The sequence below is a fragment of the Paeniglutamicibacter sp. ORCA_105 genome, assembly GCF_045798545.1.
Lineage (GTDB): Bacteria > Actinomycetota > Actinomycetes > Actinomycetales > Micrococcaceae > Paeniglutamicibacter > Paeniglutamicibacter sulfureus.
On record NZ_JBIXLM010000004.1, the window covers coordinates 65,489 to 89,324 of the forward strand.

24 protein-coding genes are annotated in these 23,836 nt (G+C 64.3%); 13 read left to right on the top strand and 11 right to left on the bottom strand.

Going from position 1 to position 23,836, the window contains the following annotated elements; all coding sequences use genetic code 11:
* Positions 1-14: 14 nt before the first annotated feature.
* The 5 genes from ACIPUB_RS03085 to ACIPUB_RS03105 form a co-directional block, all read right to left on the bottom strand.
* Complete coding sequence (locus ACIPUB_RS03085) at positions 15-347, bottom strand: GNAT family N-acetyltransferase (RefSeq protein ID WP_407606009.1); 333 nt, start codon at positions 345-347, stop codon at positions 15-17.
* A 23-nt stretch (positions 348-370) separates the two neighbouring features.
* Positions 371-754 carry a ribonuclease E inhibitor RraB gene (locus ACIPUB_RS03090; protein ID WP_407606010.1) on the bottom strand — a complete coding sequence of 128 codons (384 nt, stop codon included), beginning with the start codon at positions 752-754 and terminating at the stop codon, positions 371-373.
* A 37-nt stretch (positions 755-791) separates the two neighbouring features.
* Positions 792-1,799, bottom strand: coding sequence for a pirin family protein (locus ACIPUB_RS03095; RefSeq protein WP_407606011.1), 1,008 nt, complete (start codon positions 1,797-1,799; stop codon positions 792-794).
* A gap of 138 nt (positions 1,800-1,937) precedes the next feature.
* Positions 1,938-2,225 (bottom strand): MoaD/ThiS family protein, encoded by a 288-nt coding sequence (locus ACIPUB_RS03100; protein ID WP_264271135.1) that lies wholly within the window; start codon positions 2,223-2,225, stop codon positions 1,938-1,940.
* Entirely contained in the window at positions 2,222-3,331 is a 1,110-nt protein-coding gene (locus ACIPUB_RS03105; protein ID WP_407606012.1) for a WD40/YVTN/BNR-like repeat-containing protein, read from the bottom strand. The genes ACIPUB_RS03100 and ACIPUB_RS03105 overlap by 4 nt, the downstream gene beginning before the upstream one ends.
* A 194-nt stretch (positions 3,332-3,525) precedes the next feature.
* Between ACIPUB_RS03105 and ACIPUB_RS03110 the strand changes: the two genes are divergently transcribed.
* Positions 3,526-4,194 carry a DUF998 domain-containing protein gene (locus tag ACIPUB_RS03110; RefSeq protein ID WP_407606013.1) on the top strand — a complete coding sequence of 223 codons (669 nt, stop codon included), beginning with the start codon at positions 3,526-3,528 and terminating at the stop codon, positions 4,192-4,194.
* 60 nt (positions 4,195-4,254) lie between these two features.
* On the opposite strand, the gene ACIPUB_RS03115 is transcribed toward ACIPUB_RS03110, so the two are convergent.
* Positions 4,255-4,590: a YnfA family protein gene (locus ACIPUB_RS03115; RefSeq protein WP_264271568.1), complete on the bottom strand. Its 336-nt coding sequence runs from the start codon at positions 4,588-4,590 to the stop codon at positions 4,255-4,257.
* 96 nt (positions 4,591-4,686) lie between these two features.
* On the opposite strand from ACIPUB_RS03115, the gene ACIPUB_RS03120 reads away from it, so the two are divergent.
* Complete coding sequence (locus tag ACIPUB_RS03120; protein ID WP_407606014.1) at positions 4,687-5,133, top strand: SRPBCC domain-containing protein; 447 nt, start codon at positions 4,687-4,689, stop codon at positions 5,131-5,133.
* Positions 5,134-5,148: 15 nt separating this feature from the next.
* Here ACIPUB_RS03120 and ACIPUB_RS03125 read toward each other — a convergent pair whose 3' ends face one another.
* Positions 5,149-5,874: an SDR family oxidoreductase gene (locus tag ACIPUB_RS03125; RefSeq protein ID WP_407606101.1), complete on the bottom strand. Its 726-nt coding sequence runs from the start codon at positions 5,872-5,874 to the stop codon at positions 5,149-5,151.
* A gap of 195 nt (positions 5,875-6,069) precedes the next feature.
* On the bottom strand, positions 6,070-6,261 hold the full coding sequence (locus ACIPUB_RS03130) for a hypothetical protein (protein ID WP_407606015.1): 192 nt from the start codon (positions 6,259-6,261) through the stop codon (positions 6,070-6,072).
* Between the two features lie 317 nt (positions 6,262-6,578).
* Between ACIPUB_RS03130 and uraD the strand changes: the two genes are divergently transcribed.
* From uraD to ACIPUB_RS03150, 4 genes are all read left to right on the top strand, one after another.
* Positions 6,579-7,085 (top strand): 2-oxo-4-hydroxy-4-carboxy-5-ureidoimidazoline decarboxylase, encoded by a 507-nt coding sequence (gene uraD / locus ACIPUB_RS03135; protein ID WP_407606016.1) that lies wholly within the window; start codon positions 6,579-6,581, stop codon positions 7,083-7,085.
* A gap of 59 nt (positions 7,086-7,144) precedes the next feature.
* Positions 7,145-7,501: a hydroxyisourate hydrolase gene (gene uraH / locus ACIPUB_RS03140; RefSeq protein ID WP_407606017.1), complete on the top strand. Its 357-nt coding sequence runs from the start codon at positions 7,145-7,147 to the stop codon at positions 7,499-7,501.
* A 5-nt stretch (positions 7,502-7,506) separates the two neighbouring features.
* Entirely contained in the window at positions 7,507-8,433 is a 927-nt protein-coding gene (gene pucL / locus ACIPUB_RS03145; RefSeq protein ID WP_407606018.1) for a factor-independent urate hydroxylase, read from the top strand.
* A 75-nt stretch (positions 8,434-8,508) separates the two neighbouring features.
* Positions 8,509-10,113 (top strand): solute carrier family 23 protein, encoded by a 1,605-nt coding sequence (locus tag ACIPUB_RS03150; RefSeq protein WP_407606019.1) that lies wholly within the window; start codon positions 8,509-8,511, stop codon positions 10,111-10,113.
* 139 nt (positions 10,114-10,252) lie between these two features.
* On the opposite strand, the gene ACIPUB_RS03155 is transcribed toward ACIPUB_RS03150, so the two are convergent.
* Complete coding sequence (locus ACIPUB_RS03155; protein ID WP_407606020.1) at positions 10,253-12,115, bottom strand: CocE/NonD family hydrolase; 1,863 nt, start codon at positions 12,113-12,115, stop codon at positions 10,253-10,255.
* A 161-nt stretch (positions 12,116-12,276) separates the two neighbouring features.
* Between ACIPUB_RS03155 and ACIPUB_RS03160 the strand changes: the two genes are divergently transcribed.
* On the top strand, positions 12,277-13,365 hold the full coding sequence (locus tag ACIPUB_RS03160) for a DUF5937 family protein (protein ID WP_407606021.1): 1,089 nt from the start codon (positions 12,277-12,279) through the stop codon (positions 13,363-13,365).
* A gap of 254 nt (positions 13,366-13,619) precedes the next feature.
* A complete protein-coding gene (locus ACIPUB_RS03165; protein ID WP_302263698.1) occupies positions 13,620-15,176 on the top strand; it encodes an AbgT family transporter in 1,557 nt (518 codons plus the stop codon).
* Between the two features lie 905 nt (positions 15,177-16,081).
* Here the strand turns inward: ACIPUB_RS03165 and ACIPUB_RS03170 are convergent.
* A complete protein-coding gene (locus ACIPUB_RS03170; protein WP_264271577.1) occupies positions 16,082-16,846 on the bottom strand; it encodes an IclR family transcriptional regulator in 765 nt (254 codons plus the stop codon).
* 218 nt (positions 16,847-17,064) lie between these two features.
* Between ACIPUB_RS03170 and ACIPUB_RS03175 the strand changes: the two genes are divergently transcribed.
* From ACIPUB_RS03175 to ACIPUB_RS03190, 4 genes are read left to right on the top strand one after another with little or no spacing between them, the layout of a single operon-like run.
* Complete coding sequence (locus tag ACIPUB_RS03175; RefSeq protein ID WP_407606022.1) at positions 17,065-18,453, top strand: NAD-dependent malic enzyme; 1,389 nt, start codon at positions 17,065-17,067, stop codon at positions 18,451-18,453.
* Positions 18,454-18,473: 20 nt separating this feature from the next.
* Entirely contained in the window at positions 18,474-20,102 is a 1,629-nt protein-coding gene (gene aceB, locus ACIPUB_RS03180; RefSeq protein ID WP_407606023.1) for a malate synthase A, read from the top strand.
* Positions 20,099-21,376, top strand: coding sequence for a DUF6986 family protein (locus tag ACIPUB_RS03185; RefSeq protein ID WP_407606024.1), 1,278 nt, complete (start codon positions 20,099-20,101; stop codon positions 21,374-21,376). The genes aceB and ACIPUB_RS03185 overlap by 4 nt, the downstream gene beginning before the upstream one ends.
* Positions 21,369-22,205, top strand: a complete 837-nt coding sequence (locus tag ACIPUB_RS03190; RefSeq protein WP_407606025.1) for a bifunctional allantoicase/(S)-ureidoglycine aminohydrolase — start codon at positions 21,369-21,371, stop codon at positions 22,203-22,205. Before ACIPUB_RS03185 ends, ACIPUB_RS03190 begins: the two co-directional genes overlap by 8 nt.
* A 142-nt stretch (positions 22,206-22,347) precedes the next feature.
* Here ACIPUB_RS03190 and ACIPUB_RS03195 read toward each other — a convergent pair whose 3' ends face one another.
* On the bottom strand, positions 22,348-23,046 hold the full coding sequence (locus ACIPUB_RS03195) for a maleylpyruvate isomerase family mycothiol-dependent enzyme (protein ID WP_407606026.1): 699 nt from the start codon (positions 23,044-23,046) through the stop codon (positions 22,348-22,350).
* Between the two features lie 179 nt (positions 23,047-23,225).
* On the opposite strand from ACIPUB_RS03195, the gene ACIPUB_RS03200 reads away from it, so the two are divergent.
* Entirely contained in the window at positions 23,226-23,816 is a 591-nt protein-coding gene (locus ACIPUB_RS03200) for a GNAT family N-acetyltransferase (protein ID WP_407606027.1), read from the top strand.
* Positions 23,817-23,836: the final 20 nt, after the last annotated feature.

Consider the following 23,836-nt stretch of genomic DNA (forward strand, 5'->3'; position numbering starts at 1 on the left):
CCGCCGGCCGTCGCTCATGCCTTCGGCAAGATCGCCAGGTGCTCGGGTGTGGGCTTCACCAGTTCGGCGTCGAACTCGTGGTGCTTGGTCAGGTAGACCTTGATGTACGGGCAAACCGGGACGATCTTGTGGCCCTGGTCCACGGTGCCGGAAAGCGCGGCTGAAGCGAGCTTTCCGGCAAGTCCTTGTCCTGCGTAGGACTCGTCGACCACCGTGTGGAAGAAGACCCGCTCAACACCGCCGGCGGTTTCCAGCTCGCGGTAGTGCGCCGCCCCAATCGCCGTTTCCCCGTCCAGCAGGGCGTAGCGACTGCGTTCGGGCCTGTGCTCGACACGGAATTCGCTCATTTCTTGTTCCTGTCCCTTGGGTGTCATTGGTTTCCAAAAAGTCGGCCGAAGAAGCCCCTGGGCTCGCTGTCGGGGGCATCGATGAACATGGCGCCGAAACCGTCGTAGGTCCCTCCGTGCTTGGCGGTGATGGCGTGCACGTTGCGCAAGGCATGCTCCGCGCTTTCCACGTCGATGGCCTGGTCGCGGTAGACACGCAGCAGGTAACGGGAATTGGCATCCTGGCCCTCGGTCCGATCGACTTGCCATCCGGCGCGTTCAAAGTGGGCGGCGGCCTCGTTCATCTCGCGCAACGCGCGGAAGGAAACGAAGTGCTCCAACTCGCGCTTGGCATCAAGCTGGTCGCCCAGCGCCGCGCGTTCGGCCAGGGCCCGGCGCAGCTTGGCCAGTTCCTCTTGCAGTGACACGATCCCCACCGGTTCCTTCATCTTGTTGGCGTCTTGCTCAGTCGCGGGGCCGCAACCGCACCGATGGCAGCACCGGTGCAGGCAGGGCGGCAGGTTCGCCGGCGGGGAATTCGCCGAAGCGCTTGGTGGAAGCGTCGCCGGATTCTGCACCGATCTCCGCCTGCCACTGCCGGCGGTATTCGACGACTTCATCGTGGGTGCGGCCCACGAAGTTCCACCACATGAGGATCTGCTCGTTCAGCGGTTCCCCGCCAATGAGCAGGGCGCGCACCGGCTTCTCTCCCGCGGTGAGGGTGAGCTCTTGGCTCCCTGGCGGCAGGTAGGCCAGGTGGTCCACGGGCAGCTCGTCGGCCCCGACGGAGAGGGCGCCCGAGTCCAGCAGCACCCCGTGCTCGTGGTGTGCCTTCAATGCCAGCCGGATGCTGGTGCCGGGCTCCAGGCGGATCTCTGCCCCCAGCAATTCGGTATGGGTGGCAACGGGGGATTCGGAGTGTTGGTCGGCTCCGCTGTCGTTGGCCACGGACAGCTCGCCCAGGAAGACGCTGACATACCATCCGTCGCCGACCAGCGGTTCGGGGCGGTAGTGGGCGAAGGTCGGCGGCATGTGCCGCGCGGAATCGGGCAATGCGACCCACAGCTGGGCACCGTGCAGCGTCGTGGTTTCGGGGGTGGAGAACTCGGAGTGGCTGATCCCGCGGCCAGCGGTCATCAGGTTCACCTCGCCGGGGCGCACCATGGCATGGAAGCCCGCCGAATCGCGATGCTCGATTTCCCCGGTAAACAACCAGGAGACGGTTTGCAGCCCGGTGTGCGGGTGGCGAGGGACCTTCATCCCGCCGGATTCACCGACCGGATCCGGCCCGTAGTGGTCAAGGAAGCACCAGGCGCCGATGAGGCTGCGCTGCTTTTGCGGCAGCGTGCGGCGCACATCCATGGCGCGCGGCCCGCCGAGCGGGACATTGCGCGGGAGAAGCAACTCGATTCCGGCGTGCGCCTCATCCGATCCGCAAACCAGCTCGTCAGGGGCAGCCTCGAGGTTACTCATGTCTTCAGCGTAGTGCCGGGGGCGCTTTTCGGCATCCCCGCGACGCGCCCTGCTCCGTGGCATGCGGCGCCCTGTCGCGGCGGGGCAGGGGGAAAGGCCATGCGTGCCGTTCCCCGGCCGGGCCCCGGTGAAGCGCAATCAGCCGCCGGCCACCGATTGCATGATCAGCACGCTCTGCCCCTCCCGCACCGGCGAGCCCAGGCCCTCAAGGGTGCGGATATTGTCCGGACCGACGAAGACATTCACGAAGCGGCGCACTTCGCCGCGTTCGTCGCGCACCCGCCGGCCGAAGAGCGGGTATTTCTCGCCGAGCGCATCCAGGATCCCACCCACCGTGCCGTCCTCGGGCAGCGGGACCTGCAGGCTGCGTTGGCCCTCAAGCGTGGAAGCCAGCACCGAAGGTACCTCGACGGTAATGTCCGTCATTTCCCCGCACCGTTGACCTGGGCGGCCCGGACGCTGAGCACATCGGGCAGGCGTTGGGCCACCGTGACAAAGTGCGCGCCCTCGTCGTTGCTGGCGAACACCTCCCCGCCGCGGGTTCCGAAATACACGCCAACGGACCCGGGGTGCTCGTCCACCGCAGCCGCGTCGCGCAGCACCGCATTCCAGTCGGCATCCGGCAGGCCGTCGTGCTGCTCGCCCCAGTGTGCCCCGGCGTCGGTGGAGCGGTAAACGGAGAGCCGCCCGCCCACGGGGTTGCGTTCCTCGGCCCCCTTCAGGGGGATGGTCCAGACGGTGCCGCCGGTGCGCGGATGGGACAGGAAGACAAAGCCGAATTCCGCCGGTAGGCCATCGGCGATGCTGTTCCATTCATCGCCGGAATCGTCACTCCGGTAAACACCGCCGTGGTTTTGGGCGTAGAGCCGGTTCGGGTCTTCGGCATCTGCGGTGATGTGGTGGACGCATTGGCCGAACTCCGGGAAGGGTTCCGGGAAGAAGTCGGCCTTGATGCCGTGGTTCCGGGGTTCCCAGGAGTCGCCGCCATCGGTGCTGCGATACACCCCGCCGGTGCTCATGGCAGCGTGGACGACGTTTTCGTCCACGGCGTTGGGAACGATGCTGTGCACTGCCGCCCCGCCGAAGCCGGCACCCCATTCGCTGCGGTGCGGGTGGTCCCAGAGCCCCCTGTTCAGTTCAAAGTTTTCCCCAGAGTCCGTGGACTTGAAGACCGAGATCGGTTCGCAACCCGCCCACACAACCCCGGGGCGTTCTGCGGTGTCGGGGCGAAGGTGCCAGATCCGCGCCAGCGCCGTGTCGGTGTCCGCGGGGAACTTGATGGCACCCTGCTCCGGTTCGGACCAGGTTGACCCCGTGTCGTCGCTGTAGACGACGGTGGGCCCCCAGTGCCAGTCGTTGACCCCGGCCAAGATACGGGTCTTGCCTTCCCGGGTGTCGATGGCCACGGAGGGAACCTCGAGGTTGGCGAAGTGGGGTCCGGTGAGCGTCCAGGTTTCTCTGTCAGTGCTTTCAGCGAGCCAGAGGCCCTTCTTGGTCCCGATGGCAAGGATGGTTCGTGCGTCGTTGTCCATGACATTTAGTGCAACACCGCGGCGGCCCGGTTTCAAGGGTTGTAGTGACCCATAAAAGACCTAGTTGTGGATCGCTGTGTTGCCTCACAAGGAAACCTCCGTTTCCGGGGACCATTTTCGCGTTTTCCTTGTTCGTTCCACGGTATCGGAGCCGTGCGGCAGAAGATGACATGCCAATGTGGAAAGCTTGGGCAATGATCCCGCAGAGCCCGGACACTGCCCGACGGAGGTTTGCCGCCGCAGCCATGGTCGGCGTTGCCGTCTACGTCCTTGTCGACGTGGTGCTCCAGTTTCTGCCCCCTCACTACAGCGTGGTCAGTGACGCCGAAAGCAACCTGGCGGTTGGTCCGTTCGGGTGGATCATGAATCTGAATTTCCTCGGCCGGGCCGTCACCACCATGTGCGCCATTGCAGCCATGAACCGGGTCGGCCGGGTTTCGGGGCTTCGGCGCACCGGGACTCTTTTCTTGGGTATCGGGGGCTTGTGTTCGGCGGTCCTGGCCTTTTTCCCGACCGATGTTGGCCACGGGTCCGGCCTGGGTGCGGCGACGATTACCGGCACCGTGCATCTCTACGTTGCCGGCACGGGTTTCCTGGCGGCACTGGTCGGAATTCTGGTGCTGACGAGGTGGATGCGTTCGGGCCCTGGGTTTAAAGGTGCTTACCCGACCATCGTCTTCTTTGCGGCACTGGCTACGGCCGGATTCGCGTCGCTGGGTTTGATGGCCGTCAGTGGGCAAAATCTGCTTGGGCTTGCTGAGCGGGTCTGCCTGGCCGGAGTCCTCGGATGGGTGCTGGTGGCATGCAGGGCCATCGGGAGGTTGCCGCGCCGGATCTGCCCGGAAGTCCTGGTTCAGCGGTAATCCCCTCCGGGCAGTCCATAATTCCGGGACCATCGAGGGAGGAAAAGCGTTCGTCGCTTCCTATGCCCCGCGCGGGCCGTACATGATCAGCCCGACCCCGGCCAGGGCAACGATGGCGCCGGCGATGTCCCAGCGGTCCGGACGAAACCCGTCGAGGAAGACCGCCCACAACAGCGAACCGGCAATGAAGACGCCGCCGTATGCGGCCAGGATGCGGCCGAAGTTGGCATCTGGCTGGAGTGTGGCCACGATGCCGTATAGCCCCAGGGCCACGGCTCCGGCTCCGACCCACAGCCATCCGCGGTGTTCGCGGATGCCCTGCCAGACCAACCAGGCACCACCGATTTCAAGCAGGGCGGCCACCCCGAAGAGCAGGATTGATTTCATGACGGTCATGCCGACAATCCTTTCATCAACCGGCGCTGCGTGTTTGCCCCCACAGAAGTCGGGAATTATTCGGTTCGTGGCTCGAAGCGGGGTAATCTCGTGCGCATGGATATGGGCGAACTGATTCTTGAACGCGAATTTTCGGCACCCCGCACCGCGGTGTGGGCGGCATTTACCGAACCGGAAATCCTCGCCGAATGGTTCGGCCCGGAGGGCTGGGGCGTGCACGTGGATACCGTGACAATCGAACCGCGGGTCGGAGGCGTGCAGAAATTCGTGATGCACCTGCTCGAGGATCACACCAAGACCTCTCCGGTGAATGCGACGTTCACCGAGGTCCGGGAGCATGAACTGCTCGTCGGGGAGGACGGACCGCATGAAATGACCCTGAACCTGGTCATCGAAATGCGTGTGGAGTTTGCGGATTGCCCGGCGGGCACCGCGCTGCGGATCGTTCAGGGTCCACTTCCGGCCGAGGTCCTGGAACCGGCACGTGCCGGATGGGAGTCCTCGTTCACCAAGCTCGACCGCTTGTTCTCCGCGCACCTTTAGGCTGCGGCGGCTCGCCTATCCGCGGCCGATGAACGGCATCCCGGCGGCGGTGATGGTGACTTGGTTGATGGACACCTCGGCCGGGGCGGCGGCAATGAACTCGATGGTGGCCGCGGCCTGTTCTATGTCGAAGGTCGGTTCGACCTTCCGGCTCCCGTCGGCCTGCAGCGCACCCGATGTTGCGCCCACATCCTTCATCATTTCAGAGGCGGCGTTGCCGATGTCGACTTGTGAACAAGCAATGCCGTAGGACCGGCCGTCCAGCTCGATGGACTTGGTTAGTCCCGTGATTGCGTGCTTGGTTACGGCGTAGGCGACGGAGGCGGGGCGCGGTACCTGAGCACTAATCGAACCGTTGTTGATGATGCGCCCGCCGCCGGATTCCTGCATGTGCCTGAATGCGGCGCCGGCGCAGTAGATGGCTCCGCCGAGGTTGACCGCGCAGACGTCCTGCCATTGCTGAGCAGTGAGCTCGCCGATGGTTGCGGCGGGACCGAAGACCCCTGCGTTGTTGAAGAGCACGTCGATTTTCCCGAAGCGAGCCATGCCGACGGCGAAGAGGCGATCCACGGCCGATGGGGCGGTGACGTCAGTGGGGACCACGAGTGCATTGGGGTGCCCGGCTGCGCTCTGCTCCAGCTGCGCCTCGCGTCGTCCAGCCAGGACCACGTTCCATCCCGCGTCGAGCATCCGTCGGGTGACAGCCCTCCCTATTCCGGAACCGGCCCCTGTGACCAGCATGGTTCGCGACGCTGCTGCGGCCTGATTTTGGCGTGGATTCAAGCGGAATCATCCTTTTGAAGTCAGACTGGAATTCGTGCCGGCGTGCCGGTTCAAGGAGGCCTCGTTTGCGACATCCAGGTTCCAGCCTACCGAGGCCTTTGCCCGCGAGGAGGGTTCCTGGCAAGCACTGGTTCCCTGCGCGACATCCTGCGGCTAGGCGCGAGCGGTGCGGATTCGCGACCAGAGCCCTGTGAGTGGCTTGGGGTTCCGCGGGCCGCGGCTCATATCGGGATCGAGCCCGCCAATGGGGTGGAACATTCCGGTGCTGAGTGCCGAGGAGGTTTCCAGAACTACGCGCGGATTTTTCTCGCTGGATGCTCCGGCGATGGGCTGGGTGGTGTTCATGCGGTCCTCCTCGAAACAGTAAAGATTCCAAGATATGAAATCTAAATATTGGTTAGTGAAATTAAGTATGTACGCGGATCGGGGGAATGGCAAGGGTTTGATGTAATTTACTTCCCACCCAAGCCCGCCGCGTCCCGTAGGCGGAAAAGATTCGCTAGAACCCTTGACGGGAGGGGTGTGATCCGAGTTACATGGTGTGAAAGCAGAGTTCCACCATCCAGAAACATCGAGTCGAAGCCGGTTCCAAGCCGGTGGTAAGGGTGTTCAGCCCTGGATGGTGCAGGCAACCAAGCAGGATTGAAAGAGCTGATCACCCGATGGATATTTCCCGTTTCAACGCACTCGACCCGAATGACGCCGCCGCCTTGCTGCGGCCATGTGTCGATATCGACCGCTGGGTTGAGACGATTCTCGGCACCCGCCCTTTCGCTTCCGTTGACGAGCTCCTGGCCTGTGCCCAAGCGGCCGCCGCGCCCTTCACCGAAGCGGAAATCGACGCCGCACTCGCCCACCATCCCCGTATCGGGGAGCGTGCGGCCGGTTCCTCGGCCGAGGCCGCGCTCAGCCGCAGCGAACAATCGGGCCTTAACCTCGACGAACAGTTGACCGCCGCGCTCGTGTCCGGGAACCGCGCGTACGAAGAGCGGTTCTCCCGCGTCTTTCTCATCCGTGCCTCCGGCCGAAGCAGCGCAGAAATCCTCGCTGAACTGCGCCGCAGACTGGACAACGACCCCGAGGTCGAACTGGCGGAAGTCGGAGAACAGCTGCGGGCCATCGCTCTCCTGCGCCTGGCCGCGGCCTTCGATCGTGCCCCTGCGCGCTAAGCGGGCGCCCACATGCGCCAGGTTTTCCTTTCCCCTCAACGAATCCATAGGAGTCCTCGATGAGCGCCACCCAGGCTGCGCGAAGCCACATCACCACCCACGTGCTCGACACCGGGACCGGGAGGCCTGCCTCCGGTGTCAAGGCCACGCTGGAAGCCAAGACGGCATCCGGATGGCAAGAAATCGGATCAGGAGTCACCGATGCCGACGGACGCATCGAGTCGCTCGGTCCGACAAAGGTTGAAGCCGGTCACCACCGAATCGCTTTCGGCACCGGTGACTACTTCGGAAAGACGGGTACGGAAACCTTCTTTCCCGCGGTAAACATTGATTTCGTCGTCGACGACACCTCAGCTCACTACCACGTACCTCTTCTTCTCAGCCCGTTTGCATATTCCACGTACCGAGGGAGCTAGAAAACATGAACACCTTTGCATCCGCAAGCCGGACCGGCACCAAGATCGTGCTTGGCGCCAACCAATACGGCAAGGCAGAAGTCCGGCTGGTGAAGATCACCCGGGACACCGACCGTCACGAGATCGAGGACCTGAACGTGACCTCGCAGCTTCACGGCGACTTCCTCGCAGCGCACATCGACGGCGACAACCGGCACGTTGTCCCCACCGATACACAGAAAAACACGGTCTACGGTTTTGCCCGGGACGGCGTTGGCTCGCCGGAGGCGTTCCTGCTGCGGCTCGGTGCGCACTTCACCACGGAATTCGACTGGGTCACCGGCGGTCGCTGGGCCGCCGAGCAATACTTCTGGGACCGCATCCAGGACCACGACCACGCATTCTCCCGGAACAAGTCCGAAGTGCGCACCGCGGTTCTGGAAATCAAGGACGGCGAGGCCTCGGTGCTCGCCGGGATCAAGGACCTGACCGTTCTCAAGTCCACCGCCAGCGAATTCCGCAACTTCCCCGTTGACCGCTACACCACGCTGCAGGAAACCGGCGACCGGATCCTGGCCACCGACGTCAGCAGCCGCTGGCGCTACAACTCGACCGCGGTTGCCAACGGGGGACTGGACTTCAACGCCGTCTACGCCTCGGTGCGGGAACTGCTGCTGTCGGGCTTCGCCGCCAAGCATTCCTTCGCGTTGCAGCAGACCATGTTCGACATGGGCGAGGCAGTCCTGGAGGCGCATCCGGAAATCGAGGAAATCAGGTTCTCGCTGCCCAACAAGCACCACTTCCTGGTTGACCTGTCTCCGTTTGGCCAAGACAACCCCAATGAGGTCTTCTTCGCCGCGGATCGCCCGTACGGCCTGATCGAGGCAGCCATCACCCGCGAGGGTGCCTCCGCAGCCCATCCGATCTGGGAAAACACACCCGGATTCTGCTAGCCGATGAGGTCTCGGGGGTGCGCGCGGTGCAACGCGTGCACCCCCGATGCGTCGCAACCCATCAAGGAGTCAGATATGAAGGCCGCGCAAGCCAAACGTACTACACACCGTCCAGAGGACGAGCGGTTGCCGCTGGGCAAAACCATTGCCTACGGGCTCCAGCACGTACTGACCATGTACGGCGGCATCATCGCCCCGCCGTTGATCATTGGCGGTGCCGCCGGGCTCACCCCGGAACAAATCGGCGTGCTGGTTGCCAGCTGCCTCTTTGTCGGCGGCCTGGCCACGATCCTGCAAACAGTCGGCGTTCCGTTCTTCGGCGCCCAGCTTCCCCTGGTCCAGGGCACCTCCTTCGCCTCGGTGTCCACCATGGTGGCCATCGTCAACGGCGACGGCGGCATCCAGTCGGTCTTCGGCGCGGTCCTCGCGGCCTCCGTGATCGGCTTCCTGGTGGCCCCGTTCTTCGCGAAGATCGTGCGGTTCTTCCCGCCGGTCGTCACCGGCGTGGTCATCACGATGATCGGGCTCTCGCTCATCCCGGTGGCGGCCAACTGGGCCATGGGCGGAAACGCCAAGGCCGACGACTATGGTTCGCTGGCCAATATCGGCCTGGCCGGCATGACGATGGCCATCGTGCTGCTGCTCTCCAAGGTCGGCAAGGCGGCGATCTCGCGCCTGTCGATCCTGCTGGCGATGGTCATCGGCACCGTCATTGCGGTGTTCCTCGGTGTGGCGGACTTCTCGGCCGTGGGTCGCGGCACCATCTTCGCCTTCCCGCAGCCCTTCGCCTTCGGGTGGCCGGTGTTCGAGGTCGGTGCCATCGTCTCGATGACGATCGTCGTCATCGTGATCCTCACAGAAACCACCGCCGACATCCTCGCGGTGGGGGAGATCGCCAAGACCCGCGTCGATTCGCGGCGCATCGCCGACGGCCTGCGCGCCGACATGGCCTCCAGCATCCTGGCCCCGGTCTTCAACACCTTCACCCAGAGCGCGTTCGCGCAAAACGTCGGCCTGGTGGCCATCACCGGGGTGAAATCCCGCTTCGTGGTCACGGCCGGCGGAGGCATCCTGGTTGTCCTGGGCCTGCTTCCGGTGCTCGGCCGCGTGGTCGCCGCGATCCCCACCCCGGTCCTGGGCGGGGCAGGCATCGTGCTCTTCGGCACCGTTGCGGCCTCGGGGATCCGCACCCTGGCGAGCGTGAAATACGACAACAACCTGAACATGATCATCGTGGCCACCTCCATCGCCTTCGGTGCGCTGCCGATCGTCAAGACCGACTTCTACGATGCGTTTCCGACCTGGTTCGCCACCATCTTCCACTCCGGCATCAGCTCGGCCGCGGTCATGGCCGTGGCACTGAACCTGCTGTTCAATGAGCTGAAGATCGGCACCCCGAAGCGACACGGTTCGGCCTATGCCGCGGCCCCGCCACGCATGCTCATTGCCGACCAGATCCCGCGCATCGTCAAGGCGGAGGAAGTCCGCGGGCTACTGGACGGGGACCGGTTCAAGTCCGGCAAGCTCATCGCCGCGGACGGCGAGGAGATCCCCGTCGTCGACGACGACGAATTCAAGGGCATCGTTGAGGAGTACCGCAAGAGATGCGAGGCGGCCGGCGTCCCGTGCCCGGACGAGTCCGAGTTCGTGCGATCCGGGAAGCCCCCGCAGCTTCACTGAGCGACTCTGGCCCGTGCGGCCATTGGCACGGATCCAGGAACCACAGTCGACCCGGTTCCCTGGGTCCGTGCGGATGCGCATTTTCGGGTTGTACACATCGCTTCCATTGCCGGTTCTGCCAACCCGCGAGGCAATGGAGCTAGTCGGATAACACGTCTAGTGAAAGCGACGTCGGATGGGCATCCGACATGTGCACGGTGTTTTCGGCCACGATCTTGATCCTGTCGGTGGCAATCGTCCCGCCGGTATTTGAGTTCACGTCAAAGCGCGGAAAGTTGCTCGACGAAACATCAAGCCGGATCCGGTGCCCGACGGCAAAGAGATTTGCCGTCGCCGGAGCCTCGACCGTAATGCGGTAAATCTGGTGGGGCTCCAGCAGTTCAGGTTCGGTGTAGGACTCGCGGTAACGCACGCGCATGATTCCTTCGGTGAGATTCATGGCAAAACCCTGGGGGAAGTCGTGGCTCGGCGGGTACTCGTCGATCAGCTTGATGGTCAGGTCGGTATCCTTGGCCGAGGATGAGAGGAAGATCTCCGCGGTCACTTCACCTGCGATGCCCACTTGCTCCTGCAGGGGCTGGGTGCGGAATACCAGAACGTCGGGCCTGGCGCTCAGTGGCAAGTGCGGTCGGCTTGCTCCGAAGATTTCGTCGCTGGGCACCTGGTCGTAAGCCCCGCCGCGCATGACTGGTTCGCCGCTGGTGACCTGCCCTCCGATGGTCGGAACCGGGTGGCTCGGGTCAAAGGCGTAGGTGATAGAGGCATCTTGTGAAACCGGTTCGGGAATCAGTCCCCCGTCTGGCGAGCAGTATAGGGTGACCCTTTGCGCGTTTTCCGGGGGCCACGTGGCCGCGCGTTTCCATCGGCCGCCATGATCAAGCCGGCCCAGTTGGGTGGCTTTTCCGCTACCGCCACCCATCAGGAAATAGGTGACAGCGGTCCGTTGCACGGTAGTGGTGCTGCGTCCCAGCACCTCATCCATCCAATCAGCTCTAAAATCCAGGTAAGACGGCGCGAGATTGCCGTCAAAATATGAGGCAGGGCCAAAGTCGACATCGCCCGCGTAGCTCAGGCAGCGTTTCCCGTGGGTCCAGGGTCCCAAGAGCAGGTAGGCCGGACTGGACTTGCAGTCTCCAAGCTGCTGAAAATTCTCAATGGCTGAAGAAATGTAAGGGTCGTACCAGCTGGAGATGTGGAAACTAGGCACATCGGGGAACTTGTCGTAGGAACCGCGGGCATAGATTGCAGGCTGTGCCCAGTAGTCGTCAAAGTTCTCATGGGCCCACTGATCCAGCAAGTAGCCTTCGTAAGCGGGGGCCAGGCTCAGGGGTGAACTGCCCCGCCGCCATGGTGTCTGGTGGAACCAGTCCGCCACGTTCAGCGCGGTCAGTCCCGAAGCGATCACGGGATCGACCGTCGCTTCCGGACTTCGCGCCGCATGGCGGAAGGCCCACGTGGCCTGCTTGAGTTCGAAGGCTCCGCCCATGCGCATGCCCACTTCATAGGCCGAGGAGAATCCGCCCGAGTCCATGAACATGGCAGCCAGTCCGGAGGGTGCCAAAGCCGCTGCGGCCGTTTGCACATGGGCCGAGTAGGAAACCCCATTCATCAGAACACGCCCGTCGCACCAAGGCTGCGCCGTGATCCAGGAGATCGTATCCGCCCCGTCCTGTCCCTCGTTGAGGTATTTGACGAACTCACCTTCGGAGCTGCCTCGGCCGCGGCAGTCCTGACGAATCACGATGTAGCCGCGGTCGACGAAAAAAGCAGCTATTTCCTGCGGCAGCGGTATTGGTTGGTCATGCCTGGACTGATCCGAATCCCGGGTTGAACGCTTCCCATAGGGTGTGCGCTCCAACAGTACGGGCCGGGGTTTTTCGCCGGCGTCACCTAGATATACATCGGTGGCAAGCCGGCATCCATCACCCATCTCAACCATGAATTCCTGCGGATGGCCGGCGTCCTCAGACAGCAAGGATCTGTCGTCGATATATCTGGTCAACTGTGATCTCATTCCTTGATTTTCACTTCCCGGTGTTACTTTTAGGTTGCGCCGGCGGAGCCCTACATCATGAAGTTAGCCAGTGAACCGGCGATCCGCGCGACAGTTGGCGAAATTGAGCCAACCGTTCGTAACAAGGCCGGCATGGCAGAGGAGGTCTCATGGCCATTGCACTTCAATTTGCAGGATTCGACATCAACAACCTGCGCGTATCGGTCTCCCCCCTGTCCGAACTGATGGCGGTTCTCCACGTCTTGGCGGAACCTGACCATCACTTCGAATCGTCCGCCAAAGTTCAGGCCATCGCACGAAATCTGGACGATCGGCTGATCGCCGAGTTCAACGCTCTCTCGCCCCTGTGGGCTCGGTTCCGCGCACGATTCTTCTTTCCGGTGTCCACCGAACCAAAGCAGAATCTTGACCTGGAACTCGCTGGCATGGCCGCCCTGCCGCTTGAGGCTTTCGTCTCCATGGCGGCCGAAGCCATTCGCGGTTTCAGCAAGGACCTCCCCGCAGCCCAGCAGTTGCTGCGGGATGAAAAAGTCCGTCGCGAGTTCCTGGATACGTGCCGATCTCGATCTTTGGGACGATTCGAGCTGGCCGAACAACTTCTGAATGACCCGGAGCAGTTCAGGCAAAGGATCATCGAATTCTGCCTGGATTGCTGGAATTCGTTCTTCAAGATGGAGTGGGAAGATCTCGCCCTCACCGTCGGCCGCGCAGCGGCCCAACTCGCGGGCAAGCTGAATCAAACCGACCCCATTGCGACGATCGCGTCACTCAGTGTCACCGCCAAGGCCTTTCGCGGAGCGTCCGAGGTTCGCTTCGACAAGCTCCAACAGCGCAGGGTCAAGATGGCCGAACGCGAGCTGCTGCTCGTCCCTTCACATTGGATCGGAAACCATCTCACGGTTAAGGACAATGCCGGATACCCGGTCATTGTCCATTTTCCAGCGCAGACACGGCAGGAGGACCTCCTGCAGATCCATCAGATGCGAGGCAGGCTCAGCGCGCTCAGCGCCGATTCCCGGATGGAACTGTTCCGGCACATTTCGGCCGAACCCATGACGACCTCCGAACTTGCCGTCCGGCTTGGTCAGCCTGCGGCACAGATATCCCGATCCCTGCGGGTGCTGCGCGAAGCCGGACTCGTGGTCTCGGACCGCCACGGGAAGCTGGTTTACCACCGCATCGACACGGCAACGGTGCTCAGGATGGGTCCGGACCTGCTGGCCACACTGACCAGATGACTTCCGCCTACCGGGCGGCACCTTCCCGACGTCGGCGAATAGTGGGCATCATTGGTGTGCCTTCATTGAACCGTCCATAGGCATCTCGAGGGACAGTTTCCAAATCCTCGTCGCAACTTCCGGAACGATTGTCGAAAATTGGATAATCATCTCCCAGCACCGCGGTGCTTGTAATACAAATCACGGGTGGGGTTTTCGATTCCCACGCTACTGGGCAATCCGCGGCTCAGGGTTACCGCACTACTGGAGGATCCATGACCATCACCAAAATCGGAGGCCGGAGCGAATCGCTCGGGCTCCGTTTGCTCGCCAGCGTGGAAAGGGCAGGCAATGCACTGCCGCATCCGTTCTGGCTGTTCTGGATTCTCTTCGGCGTGCTTGCCGTCGCCAGCTGGATATTGTCGAGCGCAGGGGTGCGCGTCACGGATCCCGCGACCGGAGAGACTGTCGGGGTCAACAACGCGTTGAGCGTCGAGGCCATTCGCTCCCTGCTGACCGGCGCGGAGGAATCCTTCGTCACGTTTGGGCCGCTGGGGACGGTGCTGATCGTCATGCTGGGCGTTGCAGTGGCGGACAGGTCCGGACTCTTTGAAGTAATTGCCCGACGTGCGCTAAGCAATGTGTCGCCGCGTTCCGTCGTATTTGCCGTGGCTCTGGGCGGCGCGCTTTCCAAGTTCCTCTCCGACTCCGCCTACGTGGTGTTGATTCCGCTGGGCGCGGTGGCTTTTAAGGCCGTAGGCCGCTCTCCGATGCTGGGCATGATCGTAGCCTTCGTCTCGATCAATGCAGCCGGAGATGCCAATCCACTGATCGCCCCCGGCGATGTGGTCTTTGCAAAGGTAGCCACCGAGGCCGCCCACCTCATCGATCCGAGTGTCACCGTTCGAGCCACGGACAACATGTACTTCACGACGGTCTCAGCCATAGTGTTGGCGATTACGGTCACCCTGGTCACCGAGCTGATCCTGAAGAAGCGTGAGCACACCCTGGTGGTCGACACCGAGCAGGCCGACACGGCGGCAATGTCCGCCATGGCTCCCAGCGCGCTGCTCTCCGACGAGCAGGAACGCCGTGGACTGCGCGTCACGGGACTCTCCGCGGTGGCCTTCCTCGCGCTGCTGGCCGCGGCCATCATTCCTGCGGGATCACCGCTGCGTGGAGCGGGCGGGGAGTTCCTGGAATCGCCGTTTCTGGACGGCATAGCATTCTTCCTGTCGATGTTCTTTCTGGTTCTGGGCACGGCTTTCGCCTCTGGTTCCCGGCAACTGGACTCCGCCTCAGACATCCCTCGCTTCATGGCCGACGGCGTTCGTTCGATTGCGCCGCTGATCGTCCTGTTCTTTGCCGTCTCCCAGTTTTTGGCGTTGTTCAAGTTCACGAAAATCAGCACCGTGGTGGCCGTGGTCGGTTCCGATGCCATTCAAGGCCTGGGGATCAACAGCGTTGGCCTCTTCTTAATTGTTGTCGTCTGCATCGCGGTCCTCAACCTGATGATCACTTCCGGTCAGGCCCTGTGGGCGCTCGTTGCACCGGTCATCATCCCGATGATGATGCTGCTCGGGACAAATCCTGCCACCACGATGGCGCTCTACCGCATCGCCGATTCGTGCACCAACTCCATCACCCCGATGAGCACCAGCTTCGTTCTCTGTGTGGGCTACCTCCAGACGCTGAACAAGAAGGCGGGCATTGGCACGCTGATCTCCTTCACGTTGCCGTGTGCGTTGATCATGTTCGTGGTGTGGCTCGGTTTGTTCCTCGCCTGGTGGGCGCTGGGCATTCCGCTCGGTCCCGGTGCCCCCGTGCGGTAGCGCAGGCGACAACTGACCGCCTGCGGCTCGGTGCCGGGGGCAGGTTCAAGGGATGAATCCAAAGGAATCGTCAGTTGGTGGGCCCAGTTTCCGGGTCGTAGCTGGCGGGGCAGCAAGGACCATGTCCAACCGATCACCGACTCCCCATGCCCGTATGATCCGGAGGCTTCGCTCAGGGATCCCGGCCCGACGAGCGTTGTCGCTGCCTTGTCGTCGTGCCTTGGGACCCGAGCGGCCGTCCTCCCTGACAGGAAATTGGCTGACTCGGTCCTTGGGCACGTTCGCCCGCCTTGCGAGGATATGCAAATGCACCATTTCGTGGTGCCCCGCGGCCGACAGCAGAAGGACGATCTTGGCTCCTGAAGCATTCGCGGGTGATGCCGAAGAACGCACCAATATGGGCAGCCAGACGGCGTTGGTAGGAGGGGCAACATGGCCACTGCTCTCTGGCGGTCCTCCACGGAGGAGTGTTTCCGGTCCACACGTCGTCACAGTTTGGAGGTGGAAGCTCCAGGTGTTGGGCTCCGGCTATCAGGCTTAGGAAACCCGCGAGATGCCTGTTCACATTTCGTAGGCATGGGACCTGTATCGAGAGCATGCTGGTGAGGATCCCAGGGGCGGCAAGAGGGTGACCTCCTCGTTTTCCGCACCGTACCGGGCCGGCGGACAGCCCCGAGTCCAGTGCAACGGTCTGCTGGACGCCTGGACGCCTGGGCACTGCACGGGCCGGTCGCAGAACGCGCCGATCATGTGCATCGTGGCCATGGAAAGCCGCGCGGCTTCCCGCCCTACGCGGCGGCTCGCCTACGCAGCGCGCGCCAAGGCGCCGACGCGATGAAGGATCGTGCGTACAAAGTGGATTCAGGAATTCCCGGTTTCCATGACGTCCCGTGCGGTCGGTCGCCCTAGCCCGTCGTGACGGCGAGGGCCGCGGAAAGCTGGGCCGTCGCTGCGCGCAAGCGCGGCACGGCCCTGGCTGCGAACTCGTCGTTGAGCCGGGTGACGGGCCCGGAGACGGAGATCGCCATCGGGGTCGGCGCGCCGGGGACCGCCATCGCCAGGCAGCGCACGCCGAGCTCCTGCTCTTCCTCGTCGATGGCATAGCCGCGGGTGCGCACCTGATCGAGTTCCTCGAAGAGCTGGTGCATGGTGCCGATGGTTTTCGGCGTGTGGGGCGCCATGCCCGCCTGGTTGACCAGGCGCTGGACCCGGTCGTTTTCCAGCACCGACAGGATTGCCTTGCCCACTCCGGTTCCGTGGAGCGACGAGCGGCGCCCGACCTCGGTGATCATGCGCATCGCGTGCGGCGACTGGGCTTGGGAAATGTAGGTGACCATGTCGCCGTCGAGCACCGCGATGCTGGCCGACTCGCCCAGTTCGTTCACCAGGTTCTGCAGGATGGGCGTGGACAGGGCGCCCAGCTGGCGGTTGGCGACTTCGCCCAGGCGGATCAGCCGCGGGCCGAGGGCGTAGCGGCGGTTGTTCAGTTGGCGGACGTAACCGATGCCGACCAGGGTGCGCAGCAGCCTGTGGATGGTGGGAAGCGGGAGCGGGGTGTCCATGGCAAGTTCGCTCAGGGCCGCCTCCCCGCCGGCCCGGCCAATGAGTTCAAGGAGCTCGAAGGCGCGCTCGACGGATTGGACGCCCGATGTCGTCTTTACTTCGGCCATGGCGATGCTCCTGGGTCTGCTGGTGCGCGGGCGGGAACCGTCAAAAGGTCCCGCAAACGGTCAAGTCTTGTGGTGCAACACTACCGGAACCCTAGCTATTTCTTCCACGATCCGAAACTTTGATGCACAATTCCCGTGACCCACTCCACATAAGTGCTTGTAATTTCACTGAGTAGATAATAGTATCCACTATACGGAAACTTTTTCAGGAGGACGATATGGCTGTACCTAGCCCGGGATATTCACTGACGCTGCGTGTCCAAACGCCCGTCTCGATCACTGCAACCAGCGAACTGGCCGCGGCCGTGGGCCGCGCCGGAGGGTCAATCACGGCACTTGACGTGGCCGAATCCGGCCATGACCACATGGTCGTCGACGTCAGCTGCAACACCACCGACGCGGACCACGGCCAGCTCGTGCGCGACGCATTGGATGAACTGGACGGCGTGAGCGTCCGCAACGTCTCGGACCGCACCTTCCTGATGCACCTGGGCGGCAAGCTGGAGGTCGTCCCGAAGGTCGCCCTGCGCAACCGGGACGATCTCTCCCGTGCGTACACCCCCGGGGTGGCCCGTGTGTGCATGGCCATTGCCGAGAATCCCGAGGATGCCCGCAACCTCACCATCAAGCGCAACACCATTGCCGTGGTCACCGACGGCTCGGCGGTGCTCGGCCTGGGCAACATCGGCCCGGCCGCCGCACTTCCGGTCATGGAAGGCAAGGCGGCGCTGTTCAAGCAGTTCGCCAATGTCGATGCCTGGCCGGTCTGCCTGGACACCCAGGACACCGAAGAGATCATCATGATCGTCAAGGCCCTCGCCCCGGTCTACGGAGGGGTGAACCTCGAGGACATCGCCGCACCGCGCTGCTTCGAGATCGAGGCCCGCCTGCGCGAGGAACTCGACATCCCGGTCTTCCACGATGACCAGCACGGCACCGCCATCGTCACCCTCGCCGCGTTGACCAATGCGCTGTTGGTGGTCGGCAAGCAGATCGACAAGGTCCGCATCGTCGTCTCCGGCGTCGGCGCCGCCGGCAACGCCATCATCCAGCTCCTGGCCGCCCGTGGCGCCAAGAACATCATTGCCGCGGGCCGCAACGGAGCGATCAGCCGCACCGACGTGTCGTCCGACCCGCACCGCCAGTGGCTCGCCGACAACACCAACCCGGAACTGTTCACCGGCACGCTCAAGGAAGCCATGGTCGGCGCCGACGTCTTCATCGGCGTCTCCGCCCCCAACGTCCTGGACGAAGCGGACATTTCAGCCATGAACAAGGACGCCATTGTCTTTGCCATGGCCAACCCGGATCCCGAGGTCGACCCGATCGCCGCCGGCCGCCACGCGGCCGTGGTCGCCACCGGGCGTTCCGACTTCCCGAACCAGATCAACAACGTGTTGGCCTTCCCGGGCTTCTTCCGCGGACTGCTCGACGCACGCGTTGCCGACATCACCGACGAAATGTTGTTGGCTGCAGCCGATGCCATTTCCGCCCGCGTAAGCCAAGATGAACTCAATCCCGGTTTCATCATTCCCTCCGTTTTCGACCCGCATGTGGCCGCAGACGTTGCCGAGGCCGTTGCCACCGCGGCCGCGAAGAACAAATAGCAAGAAAGACCTGGTCCACCATGAGCATCACCCTGACGCACATCCCGGCCGTTGCCAAGGCCGATGAGATTCTTTCCGCCGAGGCCCTTGCCTTCGTGAAGAAACTGCACGACGAGTTCGCCGGAACCCGCAGCGAGCTGCTTGAAGAGCGCACCAAGGCGCGCGCCGAGGTAGCCAAGACCGGCACCCTCGACTTCGACCCGGCAACCGCCGAAATCCGCAACGGCGACTGGAAGGTCGCACCGGCCCCGGCCGCCCTGCAGGACCGTCGCGTGGAAATCACCGGACCGGCTTCCCCGGCCAAGATGGCCATCAACGCGCTGAACTCCGGCGCCAAGGTCTGGCTGGCCGACCTCGAGGATGCCTCCACCCCGACCTGGCACAACGTGATCGACGCGCTGGTGAACCTCACGGAAGCCGCCGCGGGCACCCTGTCCTTCGAGGACGCGGGCAATGGGAAGTCCTACACGCTGCGCACCGACGCACCGCTGGCCACCATCGTGGTCCGCCCGCGCGGCTGGCACCTGCCGGAGGCCAACGTGCTCATCAACGGGGCACCGGCAATTGGCGCACTGGTCGACTTCGGACTGCACTTCTTCCACAACGCCAAGTTGTTGGCAGAGTCGGGCCAGGGCCCCTTCTACTACCTGCCCAAGATGGAGTCCCATCTCGAATCCCGCCTGTGGAACGAGGTGTTCTCCTTCGCCGAGGCCGAGCTGGGCATCGAACACGGCACGGTGCGCGCCACCATGCTCATCGAGACCATTCCCGCGGCCTTCCAGATGGACGAGATGCTCTACGAACTGCGCGACTACGCCTCGGGCCTGAACGCCGGGCGCTGGGACTACCTCTTCTCCATCATCAAGTACTTCCGCGAGGCCGGGGAAAAGTTCATCATGCCCGACCGCGCCGACGTGGCCATGACGGCCCCGATGATGCGCGCCTACACCGAACTGCTCGTGCAGACCTGCCACAAGCGCGGCGCCTTCGCGATGGGCGGGATGGCCGCCGTCATCCCGAACCGCCGCGAACCCGAAGTCACCGCCACTGCCTTCGAGAAGGTCCGCGCCGACAAGACCCGCGAGGCCAACGACGGATTCGACGGCTCCTGGGTCGCACACCCGGACCTGGTCCCGGTCTGCGTCGAGGTGTTCGACGCTGTGCTGGGCGAGAAGCCAAACCAGATCGACCGACAGCGTCCCGAGGTCTCGGTCACCGCCGAACAGCTGCTCGACGTCGCCTCGGCACCGGGCTCCGTCACCGAGGCCGGGGTCAACGCCAACCTCTACGTCGCGGTGGCCTACACCGCCGTCTGGCTCTCGGGCAATGGCGCGGTGGCCATCCACAACCTCATGGAGGATGCAGCAACCGCGGAAATCTCGCGGTCGCAGATCTGGCAGCAGATCAACAACAAGGTGGTCGCCGCGGACACCGGCAACACCATCACGGCCGAGCTCGTCGCCAAGGCCCTCGAGGTCCAGGTCCAGAAGCTGCGCGGCGAGATCAACAACGAGGAGACCTTCGCCGCCTACTACGCCCCGGCCGCCGAGCTCATCGGCCGTCTGGTCTCCGGGCGCGACGAGGACTTCGAGGACTTCCTCACCCTGCCGGCCTACCGCCTGCTGAGCACCGAACTGGTGTCCAAGTGAGTACCCCGGGCGTGCTGGGCGCCGACGCACTGGCAGCGGTGGAGCGCGACCTGGCGGCCACCGATGCACTCCTGGAACAGCAGTACCCGGGGGACGACGGGCGTCGCCAACCGATTCACGCCGCTTATGTCCCCGCCGACCGCTTCACCCCCGGGCTGCCGGCAGCCTGGGGCGCCGCGGCCCTCGAGACTGCAGGCGGCGCGGCGGGCCTTGCCGCCCTGGCCGGGAAGCTGGGCCTGGCAGAGCCGGAGGAGCTCGCCGCGCTGGTCGCCGCGAAGCTGAAGCATGAACCCATCGAGGACCTGCGCCTGGACTTCGAGGATGGATACGGCAACCGCGGCGACGAAGCCGAGGACGCCGCGGCCGTGGCGGCGGCCGGACAGGTCGCCAAGGCCGTGGCCGCGGGAGTTGCACCGCCCTTCATCGGCATTCGCTTCAAGTGCCTCGAGGCGCCCACCCGGGCCCGCGGGCTGCGGACGCTGGATTTGTTCGTCTCCGCGCTGGCCCGCGCCGGTGAATTGCCGCAGGGTCTGGTGCTGACCCTTCCGAAGGTCACCACCGTCGCCCAGGTCCAGGCCATGGTCTTCGTCTGCGAGCAGCTGGAGGAGGCGCATTCCCTGCCCGCCGGCCGCCTGCGCTTCGAGGTCCAGATGGAAACCCCGCAGCTGATCCTCTCCCACGAGGGCACCGTGCCCTCGGCCGCTCTGCTCCACGCCGGCAAGGGCAGGGTATCGTCGCTGCACTACGGCACCTACGACTATTCGGCCTCCCTGGGCATCGCGGCGGCCTACCAGTCGATGGAGCACCCGGCCGCGGACTACGCCAAGAACGTCATGCAGGTGGCCATCGCCGGCACCGGCGTGCACATGTCAGATGGCTCGACCAACATCCTGCCACTGGGCGACCCGGAGCAGATGCAGGCTGCCTGGGCACTGCATGCCCGCCTGGTGCGCCGGCACCTGGAACGCGGGATCTACCAGGGCTGGGACCTGCACGAGAACCAGCTGGTTACCCGCTACCTGGCGACCTACGCGTTTTACCGCGAGGGTTTCGGGGCCGCGGCGGCACGCCTGCGCAACTACGTGCACCGTATCGAATCGGCCATCATGGATGAGCCGGCCACCGCCAGGGCGCTGGCCAACTTCATCCGCCGCGGCCTGGTCTGCGGCGCATTGAGCGCCGAAGAGATCACCTCGACGGCCGAGATTTCCCTTTCCACCCTTGAATCAATCGCCCTGGCGCGAGCAACACAGACGGAGGACTCGAATGTCTAAGATCCAGACTCGTGGGGATGCAAGCTACTACACGAACTACGGCGGACACCCGCCGCAGACCGACCTGTTGACCGACCGCGCCATCGTCACCGAGGCGTACACGGTCATCCCGCGCGGCGTGCTGCGCGACATCGTCACCTCGGTCTTCCCTGAGTGGACGGGCACCCGCGCCTGGGTGCTGAACCGCCCGGTCGCCGGCGGCTCGACCACCTTCGCCCAGTCCATCGTGGAGGTCGCCCCGGGCGGCGGCTCGCAGAAGCCCGAACCGCAGGCCGAGGTCCAGTCCTTCCTCTTCGTGGTCTCCGGGCATCTGAGCGTGACCATCAACGGCACCGTGCACACCCTGGAAGAAGGCGGCTTCGCATACGTCCCGGCAGGCGCCGACTGGTCGGCACTGAACAACGGCGTCGAGGTGGCCACCTTCCACTGGATCCGCAAGCGCTACGAGCCATTGGCAGGCGTCGCGGCACCGGGTCCGGTAGTGGGCAACGAGCGCGACATCGAGCCCGGTGCCATGCCGGAGACCGAAGGCAAGTGGCGCACCACGCGCATGCTGGACCCGCAGGACGTCGCGTTCGACTTCGGCGTGAACATCGTGACCTTCGAGCCGGGAGCTTCGATCCCGTTCGCCGAGACCCACGTGATGGAGCACGGCCTGTACGTCCTGGAGGGCAAGGCCGTCTACCGGTTGAACGCCGACTGGGTCGAGGTCGAGGCCGGCGACTACATGTCCTTGCGCGCCTTCTGCCCGCAGGCTTGCTACGCCGGCGGACCGTCGAACTTCCGCTACCTGCTCTACAAGGACCAGAACCGCCAGATAGCCTTGTAACGCGGCACAGCGCTAAACACCGTCGGGCCCTTCCAACGCATCGCGTTCGAAGGGCCCGACGGTGTTTGGGGGAGGGGAAACCCCCTGCCCCCATCTCTCCGGCGCCCGTTGGGAAAGGGGTGGTGCCGGAGAGATGCGTTTCCTACCAGGCCGGTAGCACCGGCAGGGGTCCGCTGGCTTCAATGTAGCGTGCCTGGCCGCGGGCGAGCCACTCGATCAGGCCCTCGCGGTCCGACTTGACCTGCAGGGCGCCGTCGCCGATGACCCACTCGTCGCCTTCCTCGGTCACCAGGGTCATGCCCGGGGCGTCCTTGGCGCGCATGGTGCGCACCGCCGCCTCCACGGCGTTGAGCTGCGAGTCCGGGTCGGCCTCCTCGATGGTCCAGGCGGTGTCCAGGTCGTGGTGGTGCACGACGACCTCGGCGATGCGCAGCGCCACGATGGACGTGGCGGGGATGACCTTGCCGTGCAGGTTGACTTCCTGAACCGCGAGATCCCCGGCCAGGCGCTCGGTCTGCTCGGCGAAGTACTCCGCAGCGCTGCGGAATTTCCCGACCAGTTCCTCGCGCGGCAGCGCCGCGAGCGCGGCGATCTCCTCGGTGCGGGCCTCGGGCGAGGCATAGAGCTGCTGCTCTTCACCTGTGGTGGCCCAGTCGATGAGCTTGACCAGCGAGCGGCCGTTGGAGGCCAGGTGGGCGATGACATCGGCACGGCTCCACCCCTCGCACAGGGACGGGGCGGACATTTCTTCGGCGGACAGCGTCTCGATCGTGGCCAGCATCATGTTGGTTTCGCGGCCGAGGCGGGAAAGGTCCGAGTGCAGGCGGGCAGTGTTGATCATGCAGACACCCTACCAATGTGCGGGCCGGGGATGGGAGCGGAATCCAATCCATATCGAACCGGTATTGACTCATATCCACGCGCGCGGCCCGGTGCCGGCCCCGCCGGGGCCCGAAGCCGCCATTCCCGGCTTTTTTATTGCCTGACAGGTAGTTTGGTGGAATGATCCCGGTCCGGCAGATGACGCAACGACTACGGCTCGATCCACCCGTCCCCGAAGACCTGGGAGAGGTCTTCGCGATCTCCGGCGATCCGCGCACCTGGGCGCACATCCCCGGCGAACGGGTCACAGATGCGCGGCAGACCGAGGCCTCGCTGGAAATGTTTGGCGCCGGCTGGCGGGAGCAAGGCCTCTCGCATTGGGTCGTGCGGCTGGGCGAAGCCTGCGCGTACCCGCTCCTGGATCCCGGCCAGGTACTGGGCACCGGGGGAGTGCACCTGTTTGCGGCGGTTGCCGGCAAGCACGTCTGGAACCTCGGCTACCGGCTGGACCCTGCATGCTGGGGCCACGGATTCGCCACCGAACTTGCCCGGTACGCGGTGGAACGCGCCCACGCCGCCAAGGAATCGGTGCCGGTGATCGCCCGGGTGCTTTCCACCAACCCCGCATCGGTCAAGGTGGCGCAGAAGGCCGGGCTCCAACTCCGCTGGGAGGGAGCGCCGTCGCCGCAGACAGTTGCAGCGGTCGGGGACGGGTCGGTTTCCCGGCTCATCCTTGCCGACCGTGAGCTGGATGGCGACGTGCTTGCCTGGCTGGTGTCGCGGGGCTAATTGCGTAGTTCCGCAAGAGG